Here is a 16,771-nt window from a genome sequence, read left to right on the forward strand (position 1 = left end):
CAACACACTCTTCGAACTTCTCTGCGGGTGAGAAGTAATTCAAGGTCTTTCTTGGCCGCTCGTTGAGTTCGCGGGCGACGCCATCGAGATGCTCATGGGTGTGCACGGAGAGGTCAGTACCTTTCGGGAAGTACTGGCGCAGGAGGCGGTCAGTGTTCTCGTTGGTGCCGCGTTGCAAGGGGCTGTGGGGATCGCAGAAGTAGATGTCGAGATCGGTCGCCAAGGTCAGGCTCTTGTGATCGGCCAGTTCTTTGCCGTGGTCCCATGTCAGCGTCTCTCGAAGCTCTCTTGGAAGATGCTGGATTTGTGCGGTAGGAATCCGGATTTTCGAAGCGCTTTTCCGCCTTCAGAGTTTTAAACAATATCTCTACTTTGTGGATTTCTGGAGCTGGCGGCCATTAGGGTTCTTGGTCCCCGGCGAAGTTAGCTTCGCCGGGTTTGAATCGCACTGTTCTGTGGCCGCTATGCCAAGAAAGCCTACCGCCACCATGACACGCGGCGCATAACTCGTCGCGTCAATTAGTCTCCTATTGGATTGATGTCGTCTACGAACCGCAGCATGTCTGCCATCGTAAAGTCTCCTGGCGTTTGTGACGGCAGAGTTGGTTTCCAGCCGGGGCCCTGCTGCCATAAGTAAGACTGATGATCGCCATGAACGAGACCGACGAGCACTTCCGCAACAATAGTTGAGCCCACCGGTCCAAGGCGGTCGCCACCTTCCTTTATCTGTGCTTCTTTTAGCACGTAATACCATAGGGGCGTTTGAGTATGCATACCGTGGCTTGAAAGGATGGCACCGTCAGGTCCGCTTGCAAGTTCGGCGGCTGTGATCGGATCCGAAATACCCATCGCTTCCGCGACCGACTGACCTGATGGTAGACCGAGTTGCACACCTCGCCGCAAGTTGAGGAAGGCGAGGTTCGCTCCGTTTGGCAGGGAATGCAGTTCAGATGATAGAAAAGCGTCGAGTTTCCGTGTGGATTGGGGTGTCACTCCAGCGTCGACCTCGTGGAATTGTCGCCAGTCGATGATCCAGTTGCTCGGCAAGCGCGATATTGGCAACGGCCCTGTTGGCGGCTCGGGCGCCAAATCACCAATGATTTGACCAGAAAGGCCAGTGAAACCGAAGAGCAGGTCAAATCCGATATCGGAGAAAATCCGATTGTGATTGTAGCGCTGACGTACCTGACTATGACCCAATCGGTAAGCTGCACCCGAGAATTCGACAGGCATGTAGGGGAACTTCTTGAACCGATAGAATTTGCGGCCTTCGTGGAGGATTTTGTCGACCATGCCTGGCATAGTCAGTCGGCCGAGGAAATCGTGAAGGACGATCCATTGGTAGTGCCAGGTAACTTGTTTCCTAGCCTCTGCGAACAGTGCTGAATCATCAACCCCTTGGTCTGCCAGCAAGTCTATTACAGCGTTGTGAAACTTAAGGAACGCGAGGTGAGTCTGCGCCACCAACAAATTCTCGTCGTTCCTGTGGTCACCGATTAATGCGTGGCCCTCTGGGCTCCGGGGCAAATCGTTTCGGAAGTCTCCAACGACACCACCAAAATCGACGGACACATTTCGCCCGATCAGGAATTTGCCGTTGGTATTGCGCGCGTACATGTGCGGGCTTCCATCAGGCCCTCTGCCATAGAGGCTGTCGAGGTCCAGACTTGGGCTCCTGAAATTCTGGATGCCCGTTGGATCGCGCATCTTCTCGCCCAACGAGGTCAGGTCCAGCGTGATATCGTGATCGATGAATTGGCCAAGGTAGGTGAATCCTGCCGGAATGTTTGTATTGTCGCCCGTTACGTCTTCGTTATCCAGCATGGCCGTCGCCAAGGCGGTTAACGCATCCTCACTCACTGTCAACGGCGGCAGGGTCGGGAACATTCTTCCGAACTTGCCTGGATCGTCGTGACCGCTCAGCGTATCAAGGAAGTCTCTAGTTGGGTGGCGCCCTGCGCCCCCGTGATGGGGATTTAGATTTATTGCTTTGGACATGTAAACTCTCCGATTTCAAAGTTGTTTCAATGCCACTCGTTAAAAAAAACGTTGCTTCTCGCTCTCAGACTATCTGGGCAAGATCTGGCTTTGGATCAGGTTCTAGAAATCAACCGGTGCCTTCTCAGTTTCCGAATAGAGAATCGAGAAGATGAAAATGGCCGCCAAGGAGTGCGCGTTCAGCGTCGCCTCTTCGATATCCAGTTCAATGACTGTGACACCACCGTAGTTAGTCGCCTCTGATATTGAGCAATCTGGCCGCAGCGCGTTATCTGCTTTGTTGTCCAACTGGAAGCGTGTAGTCCCATTCTGTGCGTTAGGGAACAGCTTCTCGAGTTCTAATGCTCGTTGGAAAAACAGGTGCTAAAACAACGCCTATGGCCGATTTCGATTTGAGGGCGGAAAGCTGTGTCTATCTTTTCCTTTCTCCTATAGGGACGGGGTAGGCTTAGTTTTCTGAGCTCCCGAGTATGCTCACGCAATTGAACGTCGGATAAGTTTCAAACCTTCGAAACAGACCATCACGAACCTGCCTTGAATTTGCCATCGTGGGACGCTTTTTGGGCTTGTTGATGGAAATTCTGCGGCAAGAATGTGCCGGCTGCTTTGCAGTATTGCCGAAGGTAGCAGTATCGGAGGTAAGGCGTAGCCTGACAGCTAAACTCGTTTCCGAAGCGACAATTCTCCTGAACAGCATTTGTTTAATCACCACCGCGGTAATCCTCGTCCAATCCGAAGGTTTACTCGTTTCTAGTTAGCTTGGACTATGTTGGGCAGCCCGAATTTTACCTAGCTTCGTAGGTCCGTTTTGTCCGCAAGCTGGTCGTAGCCAAGATTTGGGAGAGCGACCGCTTTGGTGAGAGCGGTCGTTCCTGTTCGCAACTCCGAGTTTTCGGGTGTAAAAGTCCGCTCAAAGCCGCTACTCGGTCATCTGAGAAAATACGTCAGATGACTGCGTTGAGCCCGATACAGACGACTAATTGGACACTATGCGTCTTCATACTAGGGGCTGAGGCAGCATGCCTATCTCTCGTTAGACTGAGACGCCTCACCCGAGGGCTTATCTAGTATGCGCACTTCCCTCTGCGGATAGGGAATGGATATCCCGTGATCCTTAAACGCGTCCCACAGGGCGAGATAGACATTGCCGCGGACATTAGTGAGCCCGCCGGTCGGATCACTTATCCAGAACCGCAAAATGTAGTCTATTGAGCTGTCTCCGAAGCTAACAATGTGGCATACGGATTGGGGTGACGCCAGGACGCGCGCAACGCTACCCGCCGCGTCCACCGCGATGCGGCGCACCAGATGGGGATCGTCTGCGTAGGATACGCCAAAATATATGTCGAGACGCACAAGCTGGTCTGAATGCGACCAATTCACAACTTGGCCGGTGATTAGGTCTTCGTTGGGTATCAAGTATTCCCGTCCATCGCGTGTAACGACGCTAACGTAGCGGGCACCCAGAGAGTTTATCCAGCCAAAGGTCTCACCTAGTGTGATAACGTCGCCGGGCTTAACGGACTTATCGAGCAGAATTATGACGCCGGAGACGAGGTTGGACACCACTTTTTGTAGCCCGAAGCCAAGCCCGACGCCGACGGCCCCGGAAAAAATCGTAAACGCGGTCAGGTCAAAGCCGACAAATCGCAGCCCAACGACGATGGCTATGCCATACAACACGACCTGCAGGAATTTCACCGACAGGACTTGCATCGAAGGCGAAATATCTGGGTTGGATGTGATTTGTCGCTCAGCCACACGTGCCAAGAGCCGAGCACCCGCGGTTAAAAAAGCTAGGGCAACGATGGCGTTCAGCGTCGTCAGCAAAGACAGACGAAAGCTGCCAAGTTCTATCGCAATACTGTCGAGCATTGCGGTCGCCTGTTCTATCACCCCCAAGAAATAGAGAGTTGCATAAACGGTAACCGACCAGCTGATGATCCTGCGTAAGAGCTTGTTTCGTATCAGCCGGGATACGAGAGAAATAGCCAGCCAAGCCGTCGAGATGGTTCCGACCAGTTCAAGAATGAAACGTCTTGACGAAAATGGCGTGGCCTCGGCCATTATTGCGACCGACAACCAGATCAGCAAAACGAAGAGCACAAGCCCCAGATGCCGCTCGAATATCACAAGGAGCCGTAACTGCCACTTGGGACGTCCCTCCAGTGACCGCATCCAGTCGCGCATTCCGGACCCAAGCCAACGCCGCAATCCCCACGCCAAAAGTACACAGGTTACGATGATTGCATATTGGAAGACACGAGAAGGTAAAAAGGGGCTGAGCGACTGCAGACCGAAACCATCCCAAAAGGCTGCAATTGTTTCGGTGACAGATCCCAGTTCCTGCTCCATTTTCCTCCGGTCCCGCAGTCAACTATGCCACACTCTGTACTTGTATCTTTAAAATCAAGAGAAACCACCACAGGTCACGGTTTGATAGATGGTTTCCGTTAGGACAGAGGCCGCTAACTACAAATAATCGGCTATGATTGTTGCCAATTGCTGGCAAGACAAAATACGCTCGGCTGCCGCCGACCAGTATACCGTTAGCTGACGCGCGAGCGACGGCTTTGTCCGCATAGTGGTCATTTGCGATTTGTCGGCCAACGACCGCACCGAGCCCGAAGCGGACACAATGGCAATGTGACTGCGCCAAAGATTGATTGCCCAACGAAATGCAATTGGCTCAAATTTCTGTCAGCTACGAGCCAAGTGAGACCCGGCAAATGCACGGTCAGGCAGCAAATAGCAAAGCCTCGCCTTATACTTGTTATCTGGTAGGATGTCATCGGGAGGGCGCGAATGGTAGAGGACCTTAGACGGTGGCTAGAGCGGCTTGAGCTCGGAAAATACACCGATCTGCTGGTGGAAAACGAAGTCGCCCTGCTGGATCTTCCCCATCTCACCGACACAGATCTGAAGGACCTCGGGTTACCGCTTGGGCCCCGTCGCCGACTGCTGGCGCATGCAGCCAAGTTGGCAAAACAGTTCCCTGAAACAACCGCGGAAGAAGGCGACCCCGTGGTTCCCACAGCCGACCAATCCGCCGAGCGACGCCAGCTGACCGTGATGTTCGCCGACCTGGTTGGTTCAACACCCCTGTCAGCAAAACTAGACCCAGAAGACATGCGCGTGGTGATTCGGGACTTCCAGAATGCCGTTGCTGGAGAGATTGCGCGCCTTGACGGTCACGTTGCCAAATTCATGGGGGATGGTGCGCTGGCCTATTTCGGATGGCCAAGAGCACACGAAAACGAGGCTGAGCGAGCGGTCCGGGCTAGCATTGCGCTGCTTGAGGCTATCGGGTGCCTGCGCGCACCGGACGGATCGACCCTGTCAGCCAGGATCGGAATCGCGACCGGATTGGTGGTGGTTGGTGATCTTGTCGGCGAGGGATCGGCGCGCGAAGAGGCCGTGGTAGGCGACACACCGAACCTCGCAGCGCGCCTTCAGGCGCTGGCGAATCCCGACCAGATCGTGGTGGCCGAAGCGACCACTAAGTTGCTGGGCGGCCTGTTTGAGCTGGAAGACCTCGGCCAGCAGGAGGTAAAGGGCCTTGCAGCTCCAGTTGCCGCCTATGCGGTCATCGGTGAGCGGACGCTGGAGAGCCGGTTTGCAGGGCGTGGTTCGGCGGTTCTGTCAGAGATCGTTGGCCGGGATCAGGAACTGGCGTTGTTGATGGAAAGATGGGGCCAAGCAAGCAAAAGCGAAGGGCAAATGGTCTTGCTGACGGGCGAGGCCGGGATCGGCAAGTCGCGCATAACACAGGCCCTTTTCGACGAACTGCAAGACCATGACCACACGAAGATTCGCTACCAGTGCTCGCCCTACCACACCGACAGCGCCCTCTATCCGGCGATCCAGCAGTTGCGCCTGTCGGCCGAGTTCGCTGCGCAAGACGACAACGACGCGCGGCTGGACAAGCTTGAAGCCCTGCTGGGACAAGGGACGTCGAACACGGCCGCCCACGCGGCGCTGATTGCACCGTTGCTGGCCCTCGACGCGGAGAGCCGCTACGGAGTGTCCGATCTCAGCCCGGAGCAGTTGCGGTCACACCTGCTCCAGGCGTTGATCGATCAGCTCGTGGGCCTGGCGGAGACACGACCGGTCTTCTTTGTCATCGAAGATGCCCACTGGATTGACCCAACAACGCTGGAGCTCGTTGAGTTGGCTTTGAATGCGGTCGCACATTCACGCATCCTGGTTCTCATGACCGCGCGCCCGACCTTCGAACACGGGTTCGGCGGCCATCCGGTGGTCACCCGCCTGATGCTGAACCGCTTGGGCCGATCCCAGGTCGCCGACATCGTGGCGCGTGTTTGTGGTGGCAAGCCCCTGCCCGATCCAGTGCTCGATGAAATCGCGGCCAAAACCGACGGCGTCCCCCTGTTTGTTGAGGAAATAGCCAAGGTGGTGCTGGAGTCCGGCGCCTTGCGAGAGGAAAACGGAGCCTTTGTCCTGGCAGGTCCGCTGAGCGCACTCTCCATCCCGGCGACGCTTCACGACAGTTTGATGGCGCGCCTTGATCGTCTGCATCCGGTCAAGGAAGTTGCCCAGATTGCATCGGTGATCGGCAGGGCCTTCGACTACAGAACGCTTGCTGCCATAACCGCTCAGTCGGACACCGAGCTAGCATCGGCGCTGGATCGCCTGGTGGAAGCAGAACTGGTCTTCCGCCGTGGCACGCCGCCTGAAGCCAACTATCTTTTCAAGCATGCGCTGGTGCGTGATGCAGCCTACGAGAGCCTTTTGAAGTCACGTCGCCAGGCAATTCATGCCGACCTGCTCACCGCGCTTGAGGCAGAAGGTGACGCACAGCCGGAGATCCTCGCCTACCATGCCGAGCAGGCCGACGAGACGGAAAGGGCGATCCGGTATTGGGCACAGGCCGGCGACGAGGCGTTTGCGCGTCCGGCACACCGCGAAGCCGTTAGCCATTTCGAAAGCGCGTTGCGCCTGGTGCGCGGTGCAAAGGACGGCCAGTGTGACAGGGAACGTGAACTGGAACTGCTGCTGCGGCTCAACCATACGAACATGGCTGGGCGTGGCTACGCGCATCCCGTCACGGTTGACGGTTTTGCCGAAGCACGCCGCCTCGTCAATTCCATCGGCAAGTCACCGCACCGGTTCCCTATCTACTATGGCAACTGGGTCATCTGTCATGTCAGCGGTCAACAGGCGAACGCACTCGAAATTGCCGGGGAAATGTTCGATGCGGCTAGAGGCGACCGCAACCAGGATCATTCGTTCATGTCCGCCCGTTCCTTCTACCTGAGCCGAACGATGACCGGTGCTTTTGACACCGCGGAAGAAGACTACGAACGGGTGCTTGAACTGTACGATCCGGAACGCGAGCCGGAGCTGACGCGGCAATATGGCCAGAGTCCCCATCTGGGTCTGCGGTGTTACCGCGCGATTGGTCTTGCCTGTCGAGGATTCCCTACCAGGGCATGGGAAGAGATGATCGGCGTTCCGGAGCATTCTGAACAGCTTGGTCATTCAAACACCATCGGTTACGCCTATACCCACTACGGCATGCTGGCGTGGCTGCTTGGCAAACACGAAACGGCCGAAGAATTCAGCCGCCGAGCGATCCAGGTGACGGAAGAACACGGGTTGGTGATGTGGAAGGGTATCGCCATGCTGGTTCTGGCGGCTGTGTTACCGTCAAGGGGCCAACCGGAAGAAGCCGTCGATCTGATGGAAGAAGGCATGGCACGATGCGAAGAATCAAACACACATGTCTATGTGCCCTACCTTTATTCCCATCATGTCGGCAATCTGCTGGCCGTGAACCGATATGCGCAGGCGGCCGTAGCGCGAGACAAGGTCATCGCCATGACCGAGCAGGGTTCGGAGCGGTGGGCAAATGCCGAGATGATCCGATTGCTCGGCGATGCCGAACGCGCAGGACAAGGTAGCGATGCTACAGCCAGGGATTTTTATCTCCAGGCGCTTGCACTTGCCCGGGAGCAGAAGGCCAGACTTTGGGAGTTGCGCACCTCGGTCAGGCTCGCGTGCCTGATGCGAAACGAGGGCGATACCGACGGTGCCCGCGAATTGCTGACGCCGATCTATACCTGGTTTACTGAGGGTCACGACACCCCGGATCTCACCGAGGCGAAGCGGCTCATGGATGAGTTGTCCTAAATCGGTCGCATCTGCCACATAGCCATCGGCGCATCCAGTATAAATCCAATGCTGGGGCCGGGAGGATGCTTTGAGATGGTTCAGATCATCATTTCATTCGTTGTCCGCTATGTCCTGTGTGGATGGCTCCTGCAAAGCAAGACATTTTTGTGAGGGGTGTGTGGTCAGAAGCGGTCTTGTGTCCGGCCTGTTTGCGCGGTGCGTCTGACCGCTGGCCCTGATGGGTTCCGCAGACCGAGTCCCATTCTGCACAGCGGACATATGGAGAACAGTCATTCATGTCCGGTGCCGCGAATGTCTACTTCTAGCGCGAAACGGTCCCTCCGAATTGTACGCCAGACTACTTCTAGCATTTGGAAAGCCGCCCTTCGTCGTGTCCGAAGCACGCACATACAAGGCTAACAACTTATGAAGTTCAGCACTCGGCCTGGAGGTACTGCGCTACGTCCTCGCCACTCTTCCGGTGCGCCTCGTCGAGAGGCGTCGCGTTCCATCTATCCCTCACGTTCTTCGGGTGGCCGTGCGCGATCATATATTCGACACAAACGGTTGATTGCACAGGACTAGCTATGTGGCCGAACTTCGTGAGCAACAACTTTTGTCGACTTTCCTTTCAGCTCGAACTCATAAGAACTTCCAACTTCGTAAAAGTCGGCCATCAGATGAGATAGGACACTGTCCGAAACAAGCAAATCAACCTGCTGCTTTCGCGTTTCCGACTGTAGGCGAGCAGCAACGTTAACTGTGTCGCCTATAGCGGTAAATTGCTTCTTGAGGCTAAAACCGACTTCTCCGGTCACCATCGGACCAAAGGCAACTCCAACCCCGAGGCGGAACTCATTACCCAGATACTTTGCGAGGTAGGCGTTCACCGTATGAAGATTTTCGAGCATATCGAACGCGGCCTGAACGGCATTACGACATGCTAGATCGGCGCCTTCTTGGCCGAGACCGAAGATAGCCATTAAGTTATCGCCGATATATTTGTCAACGAACCCGTCGTTGTCATCCACAGCTTGTCCCAGCTCACGAAACAGATGATTGAGTGCGTGGATCACGTCGTAAGGCAAATGAGTTTCCGCGAATGCAGTGAAATCCCAAATATCAGTGAACAAGACAGCCGCCTCGATTTCCTGCCCGATATCTCCAACGGTACCCGCGACCGCCATCTCTATGTCCACCTCGTCTTTAACGAGCCTCTTCAGTGTCATGTCGCCTACTGCGCGGGTCTGACACGCCAATCGAATCTCCGGGCCAAATCCCTTTTGTTTGGCGAAGTTCTCTTCGAGTGTGTTTCGGGGTAAGCAATTCTCTTCGCCGTCGATAATCATAACACGACACGTGGAACATCTCGCTCGCCCCCCGCACTCACAAATATGCGGTATCCCGTTGGCCTGAGAAATCTCAAGCAGCGTCAGCATAGGGCTGGCTTCGACAGCTTTTTCGCCCATGTAATCTATGCGAATCTTGCTCGCAAGATCCGCGACTTCAGGCAGAGCTGTTGCTGGTTTTCTGGTATCATTAATTCTTAAGAATTTTGCGAGATATGGGTCGTCTAGGCGTTTCATGCTTGCATGGTATGATCGCCCGGATGCCTTTTTGGGGTCGGGCTTTTTAGCCCCTTCCAGCATGAAAGAAACGACCATCTCGAGGAGACTCTGTAGGTCCTGTTCGGTCTGCTCATCAAACTTTCGCCCAAACATAGACTTACATGTTTCGACGACTGCGGTGATTATGAATGGGTAATACTCCGAACGAACACCATAATTTATGTGCCGCTTGCCAAGGCTCGAATAGATGATCTTTAGGTCACCCGGATTCTCGATGTTCTTGATTCCAAGGCCAATTGCTTGCACAAGCATTCTACCCTGCATTTCCATGCCGACGCTCTTAAACAGGTCTTCAACCTCGGGGCAGAGCTCGAATAGTTTAGAATAAAACCTACCAGCGAACGAAGTTTCTTTCCTCTGAATCTCTGAGAAGATTGCCTTCAGCTTTTGCGCGTTAAATTTTTTTTCAGCCATAGTAGGTGTCTTTGCGCCTATTTTACCTGGATTCTGTTCCACAGGTTACAACGTTCCGCCTAAACTGGAAAATGCCATGGACTATCTATTAGGAAGGAACCAGCAGTTAATTTTTGATCCTGCTTTCTGCGGGATCCCAGATCCCAGATGCAATCATTCGGCGAATGACAGCTTCGTCCGCAAGCCGGTCGTAGCCAAGATTTGGGAGAGCGACCGCTTTCGGTGAGAGCGGTCGTTCCTGGTCGAAAGTCCGAGTTTTCTGGGTTGAACGTCCGCTCAAAGCCGCTAACCGGTCATCTGAGTAAATCAGTCAGGTGACTGCGTTGAGCCCTAAGCAGACAGATTAGCCGCGCCGAACGGATTGACGAAAGCACTATCCCTCTCGACACTGAAAGCATTACATCTCAGACCCAGATTGGATTTCCATGCCGAGCACAGTTAAGTTTTTTCGCCTCTATGCTGATGATGACGGAGAAAGCCACTTCGAAGAACTTGAGGCCACTATGTCGTCCGTGCAGTATGCACCTCCTGCGCCTCCATTAGAAGTTTCGTCAGAGCCAATGGAAGCGCAAAGTATCCGCTGGGTGCGATTTCCGGAACATTGGAATGATGGTGCTCACCCGTCGCCACGACGACAGTTGTTCATCTTGCTCGAAGGAGAGGTCGAGGGCTGGACAAGCGGTGGCGAAACCCAGCTATTCAAAGCAGGTGATCGCGTTCTAATGGAGGATACAACCGGAAAAGGACACGGCGCCAGACCGATTAATGGCGAAGCATTAGCAGTTATGATTGCACTAGAATAAATGCTGCTTTTGGAAGTCCGTCACGTCCGATAATGGTGGCACGTCGGACATCTGACCGAAACGCTCAGGTGTCCCAGTTGAGCCCATTGTGACTTGCGCTGCAATTGCGAACTGGAGCTGAGGGTTCTTGAATACTGTAGTTCATAAGTGATTCCAACCATTCAAGTTGGTTTTCAAGACGGGTGCAATAATCTTGCCAGAAGCCCGCCCACGGAACTAAGGTCGTGGATTGGCCGCACACTGCATTTTAGTCACACAGTGCGATTGACTTCAAAGGGATAAACGCGATGCAGATGCGCTGGCTCATTTTATTTGTTTTGTTCTTTGCCCGAACAACGATGGCTTTCCAATTTCAGTCGGTCGCCGCATTATCCCCGACAATCATCGACAGCCTGACCTTCACTCTTGTCGACATCGGATTGCTGATAGGCCTTTATCTCGGGCCGGGTGTAATCATTGCGACCCTTGGCGGTGTGGTCGCTACTTGGCTTGGAGACAGACGAATTGTTTTGTTCAGCCTCGTTCTGATGGTGGCTGGCGGTTTGATTGTTGCATATTCGACTTCGTTGACCTGGGCCATGATAGGGCGTGTGATCTCTGGTGCCGGTGGAGTTGTGATCAACGTTTTGATGACCAAGATGGTTATTGATTGGTTCGCACGGCACAACATCGCCACTGCGATGGCTATTTTCATTAGTTCGTGGCCATTGGGAATTGCTTTGGCACTGTTGATATTGCCGTCACTGGCCGAGGTCGGTGGACTAAAGTTGGCATGGGCCGGTGTATCCGCTGCGACGATCACAGCACTAGTATTGTTCAGCTTGGCCTATCGGTCGCCCGAAGGCGCCAGCAGCGGCGGTAGGAAAATAAGCCTGACCAGCCTGCCTTGGGTTCCATTGTCGTATGTGGCGGCCCTTTGGGCTTTGTACAATGCTGCTTTTGGGATGATTATCGGGTTCGGTACCCTCATACTCATTGAACGCGGTTTTTCTGCAGCCGGGGCAAGTTCAGCGATAAGTTTCAATATTTTGGCTGGTACAATTGCCATTCCCCTAGGCGGATGGATGGCCGACCGAACAGGGCGGCGGGACACCGTGATTTTGGCCAGCCTGATTACTGGCGTTGTGTTGTATCCGGCGCTACTTTACGTGCCAATTTCCTACATCCCGGTCGTTCTTGTTGTCGGAGGACTGGTGGTCGGATTTGGTCCGGGACCGATTGTCTCAATGCCGAGTTTGATCCTGCCTCAGCATGCACGCGCCTTTGGGACAGGAGTATTTTATTCGATATACTATGCCATGATGATGATTGCCCCACCGATGGCCGGAGCAATTTCTGATCACTTTGGGAATGTAAATGTGGCTTTTACGATGGCCTCTGTGATGATGGCTGCCGCTATTGTTGCCTTCATAGGTTTTCGCAGAACGGCGACCCTGCCTGTCGACGAGAGATAATTTCACAGCTCTATTGTAGTAATGGCTCCGGCGCCCCCAATCCAAAACAGATGGCGGCTCAGTCCGCAACTCTGCCGTTCAGCAGATTTCAGAGAACGTCCACTGCCGTTCAATGCAGGCTTTCAGGCGAAATTTCTCGGAATGACCACCAACAATGACCGCTATCCGTTCCTAAGCCGTCATCTGACTTAAAGACTCAGATGACTGCCTTGAGCCCGAAGCGGTCATTCAAGAATATAATTTGTGAATCTTGCTACACTCCATTTATAGCATTTCCCATCAAGTTTCAGGCATGTCGCCGTCCGGGGACTTATTGCTTTGGTGTGCCATGTTGTAGCGCCGGCGAGCGCACAACGCGCGCGCACTTCGGAAATCCAACCGTCAAGGCGCGCAAAAGAATGTTTTTTGTGTTATTGACTGTGGATGTTTCAAGTACGGGGGAATTCTATGGAACCGACTGAGCAAACTGTGGACAACGGCGTCAATGTTGGCGCACTTCTCGAGGCGCGTGAGGCACTGACTGCCACGCCGGAAGCCGCAAGGTTCAAGTGGCGGGCCAACTGCGAATGGAAGAATGGCACGCACAGCCACTCAAGCGTCGAAAGCTTCTTCGGCCTTGGCGAAGAGCAGCGGCACCGCAAGGTGTTTGCATTCAATGCCGATCATCCGGAGCTGTTCGCCTCCGAGGACCATGGAGCGACACCGGTTGAGTACGTGCTGGTGGGACTTGCCAGTTGCCTGACTGCCGGCATAGCCGCGGTCGCGCAACACCGAGGAATCCAGCTGCGCTCGGTGAAGGCGACACTTGAAGGTGACATGGATGTGCAGGGCATTCTCGGCATCGATTCCGATATCCGAAACGGCTTTGACGGCATCGATGTGAGTTATCAGATTGATGCCGACGCAAGTCGCGAAGATATCGAGGCACTGGTGGCGCAATCGCAAAAGCGCTCGGCAGTCTTCGACATTGTCACGAATCCGACGAATGTCTCGGTGACTGTGAAGTAGCGGGCCGGGTCTTCGAAACGTTTGATGTCTGATCGCCTGACCACCGTCGTCGTGATCGGCGCCGGCCATGCCGGGCTTGCCATGAGCCGATGCATCGCCGAGCGCGGTATCGATCACGTTGTTCTTGAACGTGGCAAAGTGGCGAATTCCTGGCGCACCGAGCGCTGGGATTCGCTTCGTCTACTGACGCCGAACTGGTGCAGCCGGCTGCCCGGTTATGCATATGTCGGAGACGATCCCGACGGTTACATGAACATGGCTCAGTTGATCGACTTCATTGGCGGTTATGCCTCTGCAATCTCGGCCCCGGTAGAGACGGGTACGACCGTAACTTCAGTTCGAGAGGCAGACACCGGCTTTCGGGTCGAGACCGATCGCGGGGCCTGGCACTGTCGCGCCGTTGTCCTGGCTTCGGGCGCCTGTAACGTTCCGGCCGTACCAAAGCTGGCAGGTGACCTTCCCAAGGATATCCTTTCGATCGACACCAAGACTTACCGCAGACCTTCAGACCTGCCGGACGGGGGCGTCATGGTGGTCGGCGGATCGGCGACCGGCACACAGCTTGCCCGCGAGATTCACCGTTCCGGCCGGCCCGTGATCCTATCAACCGGCGAACATGTGCGGTTGCCACGGGTCTATCGTGGCCGCGATATTCTGTGGTGGATGGATGCCTGCGGGCTGCAGGACGAGACCTATTTAGAGGTCGAGGATCTCGAACGCGCGCGCACCGTACCCTCGCTGCAACTGACGGGCACAGACACGCGGGACACATTGGATCTGAATGCGCTAACGGATGAAGGGGTCAGGCTGGCTGGCAAGCTTGCAGGTCTGCGCGACGGCTCAGCGCTGTTCTCCGGGTCGCTCAATAACGTCTGTGCGCTGGCCGATCTCAAGATGAACCGGCTTCTCACAACCGTCGATGAATGGGCCACCGAAGCAGGACTGGACGGCACGATACCCGATCCGCATCGGTTCGAGACAACCCGCGTACCAAATCGTCCGCCGCTAACCATGAAACTGTGTGCTGAAGGGATCCGCTCGATCGTCTGGGCGACAGGCTACCGCCCCGACTATTCCTGGCTGCATGTCCCTGTCTTCGACCGCAAGGGCCGGGTCCGACACAACGGTGGCGTGGTTGATATGCCGGGAATGTACCTGATGGGAATGCAGTTTCTGCGCCGGCGTAAGTCCTCGCTGATCGATGGGGCCGGGGACGATGCGGGCGATCTGGCCGCTCATTTGGCAGACTGGCTGGACGGACGCGTGCAATCGGCCTGAGCGCTATTCCGGAAGACCCGCTAGGCGAAGGCTGTCAATCAACTCGTCGACGAGTTTCGGGTCAACGAACATAGGGTTCTTGCGAACGGCGCTGAGCGAATAGCGGGGGATATCGGTCAGCAGTTGGTCGATGGCGCGCTTCGCCTCATCCATCCGGCCGAGCCGGGCGTTCGCGCAGGCCAGAGTGACCAGCGCACCGAATAAACCGGGGTCGCTTTGCAGTCCCCGGTTCGAGAGATCGATGGCCTTTTCGTATTCACCACGGAAGAAGTAACCGTGACCAATCGCATCGAGCAACCAGCTACCCCGGAAGTCCCGTGGCGTGCTTTTGAGCGCCGTCTGACAAGCATTGATGCCCTCTTCGAGTTCGCCGCACATGATCAACGAATGTCCGAGCACGGCGTGACCTTCGGCATAGTAAGGATTAAGCTCGATCGCGCGCCGGGCAGAAGTCACGGCGTCTTTGGCTTTGCCAGTGTACATCAGAACGCAGCCAAGCGCCTGGTTCGCTTCGGGGCTTGCCGGTGCCATCCGAATGGCCTTGTTGGCCAGGTCCAGTGCCCGGCGGAAACCCTCGCGTGCCGGTCGCGTCCAGCCATGAGTTGCCATCTGCCCATGGCAGAGCGCCAGCAGTCCATGGGACATAACGAAATCTGGCTCCAGTTCGATCGCCTTGTCGAGGTGTGTGATCGCCTCCTCAAGCGCCGGCTTGGTCATTGTGAAATAGCCGCGCAGCGCCAGCAGATAGCGGTCCCATGCGGTGTGGTCCTGATTTTGCTTCAGCAGGACATTCGACACTTCAGCTTGCATTATTTCCGGTCCGAGCGTCGACGCGATGCGCGCGACAACATCGTCCTGAGCCTCGAACGGATCTGCCATGTCTGCATCCAGCCTGTCGGCCCAGACGTGGCCCTGACGCTCTGTCTCGATCAACTGGACGTTCACCCGTGCCCTCTTGTCGGCCGAGCGAACGCTGCCTTCGAGCACATAGCGAACACCAAGCTCGCGTCCGACGCGCTTCACGTCAACGGGCTGGCCCTGATATCGGAAGGCGGCATTGCGCGCAGCCACAAACAACCAGTCAAAACGTGACAGCCCGGTCGTCAGATCCTCGCTCACACCATCGCAAAAGTATCGCTGATCGGAATCGCCCGACAGATTGTCTAATGGCAAGATTGCGATCGACGGTCGGACCGTCACGGCCGACGCCGCAGTCGCAAACGGTATCGTGACGCTTCCGGCTTGCTTCACCTGATAGACCCGGACCGGCTCGGCGATGTTTTTGACAGTCTGTTCGCCGAGGTCTTCGAATTTGACATCGACTTTGCTCTTGACCTGTTCGTAGACCGAACCGGCGATGCAGATGCCGCCCGGATCTGCGATTGCCTCAAGCCGGGCCGCGATATTGACACCGTCGCCGAAGATGTCGCCGCGATCGATGATGATGTCGCCCAGATTGATGCCGATGCGAACCAAGATGGCCTTGGCCTGGGGCAGATCGACATTGCGTCTTGAAAATCCCGCCTGGATATCAATTCCGCACTCAACGGCATCGACGACGCTTTGGAACTCGACGAGCGCTCCATCTCCCATCAGCTTGACAACGCGCCCACCGTGGCCTGACACCGAGGGGTCCAGGATGGACTTCTGGCAGTCCAGAAGGGCGGCATGTGTTCCAACTTCATCCGCCGCCATCAGTCGGCCGTAACCGACTACGTCGACCGAAAGAATCGCCGATAGCCTTCTTCGAACCCGTCCCTGAGACATTCAACCGCCCCATAGCTGATCGTACCACAATAATATGGGGATCGACTGGATGCCAACCAATCATTCCAAGCCTGTCCGAAGATTCACTTTGGAAATTCGCTAGGCACACGCAGAATCTACAAAAGCAATTGGAAACTTCCAAAGCCACAGCCGCTGTGCTCAATATAGGACGACGGCTTTGTCCTGTGTGGATGGCTCCTGCAAAGCAAGACATTTTTGTGAGGGGTGTGTGGTCAGAAGCGGTCTTGTGTCCGGCCTGTTTGCGCGGTGCGTCTGACCGCTGGCC

The 16,771-nt window shown here is 55.4% G+C and carries 10 protein-coding genes and 1 pseudogene; 5 read left to right on the forward strand and 6 right to left on the reverse strand.

The window, feature by feature from the left end; all coding sequences use genetic code 11:
* From AC2FNV_RS21395 to AC2FNV_RS21410, 4 genes and pseudogenes are all read right to left on the reverse strand, one after another.
* A pseudogene (locus AC2FNV_RS21395) lies at positions 1–307 on the reverse strand (IS30 family transposase); the annotation flags it as partial.
* A 212-nt stretch (positions 308–519) separates the two neighbouring features.
* Positions 520–1,998 (reverse strand): peroxidase family protein, encoded by a 1,479-nt coding sequence (locus tag AC2FNV_RS21400; protein WP_496774448.1) that lies wholly within the window; start codon positions 1,996–1,998, stop codon positions 520–522.
* A gap of 102 nt (positions 1,999–2,100) precedes the next feature.
* Positions 2,101–2,286, reverse strand: a complete 186-nt coding sequence (locus AC2FNV_RS21405) for a hypothetical protein (protein ID WP_496774450.1) — start codon at positions 2,284–2,286, stop codon at positions 2,101–2,103.
* Positions 2,287–3,021: 735 nt separating this feature from the next.
* The gene (locus AC2FNV_RS21410; RefSeq protein WP_170611162.1) at positions 3,022–4,353 is read right to left on the reverse strand and encodes a mechanosensitive ion channel family protein; all 1,332 of its coding nucleotides are present in this window, start codon (positions 4,351–4,353) and stop codon (positions 3,022–3,024) included.
* A gap of 450 nt (positions 4,354–4,803) precedes the next feature.
* Here AC2FNV_RS21410 and AC2FNV_RS21415 point away from each other — a divergent pair, with 450 nt between their 5' ends.
* A complete protein-coding gene (locus tag AC2FNV_RS21415) occupies positions 4,804–8,151 on the forward strand; it encodes an AAA family ATPase (RefSeq protein ID WP_170611164.1) in 3,348 nt (1,115 codons plus the stop codon).
* 563 nt (positions 8,152–8,714) lie between these two features.
* Here AC2FNV_RS21415 and AC2FNV_RS21420 read toward each other — a convergent pair.
* Positions 8,715–10,175: an adenylate/guanylate cyclase domain-containing protein gene (locus tag AC2FNV_RS21420; RefSeq protein WP_170611239.1), complete on the reverse strand. Its 1,461-nt coding sequence runs from the start codon at positions 10,173–10,175 to the stop codon at positions 8,715–8,717.
* A 425-nt stretch (positions 10,176–10,600) separates the two neighbouring features.
* Here AC2FNV_RS21420 and AC2FNV_RS21425 point away from each other — a divergent pair, with 425 nt between their 5' ends.
* The 4 genes from AC2FNV_RS21425 to AC2FNV_RS21440 all read left to right on the forward strand — a co-directional run bounded on the left by AC2FNV_RS21425 (position 10,601) and on the right by AC2FNV_RS21440 (position 14,718).
* The gene (locus AC2FNV_RS21425) at positions 10,601–10,978 is read left to right on the forward strand and encodes a cupin domain-containing protein (RefSeq protein ID WP_170611236.1); all 378 of its coding nucleotides are present in this window, start codon (positions 10,601–10,603) and stop codon (positions 10,976–10,978) included.
* A gap of 287 nt (positions 10,979–11,265) precedes the next feature.
* A complete protein-coding gene (locus tag AC2FNV_RS21430; RefSeq protein WP_170611234.1) occupies positions 11,266–12,432 on the forward strand; it encodes an MFS transporter in 1,167 nt (388 codons plus the stop codon).
* Positions 12,433–12,879: 447 nt separating this feature from the next.
* Positions 12,880–13,440, forward strand: a complete 561-nt coding sequence (locus AC2FNV_RS21435) for an OsmC family protein (protein WP_170611231.1) — start codon at positions 12,880–12,882, stop codon at positions 13,438–13,440.
* Between the two features lie 24 nt (positions 13,441–13,464).
* Positions 13,465–14,718: an NAD(P)-binding domain-containing protein gene (locus AC2FNV_RS21440; protein WP_170611228.1), complete on the forward strand. Its 1,254-nt coding sequence runs from the start codon at positions 13,465–13,467 to the stop codon at positions 14,716–14,718.
* Between the two features lie 3 nt (positions 14,719–14,721).
* Here the strand turns inward: AC2FNV_RS21440 and AC2FNV_RS21445 are convergent, their stop codons facing one another.
* Complete coding sequence (locus AC2FNV_RS21445) at positions 14,722–16,485, reverse strand: adenylate/guanylate cyclase domain-containing protein (RefSeq protein ID WP_170611225.1); 1,764 nt, start codon at positions 16,483–16,485, stop codon at positions 14,722–14,724.
* Positions 16,486–16,771 lie beyond the last annotated feature (286 nt).

It is taken from the genome of Ruegeria sp. BHSA163 (genome assembly GCF_059613365.1).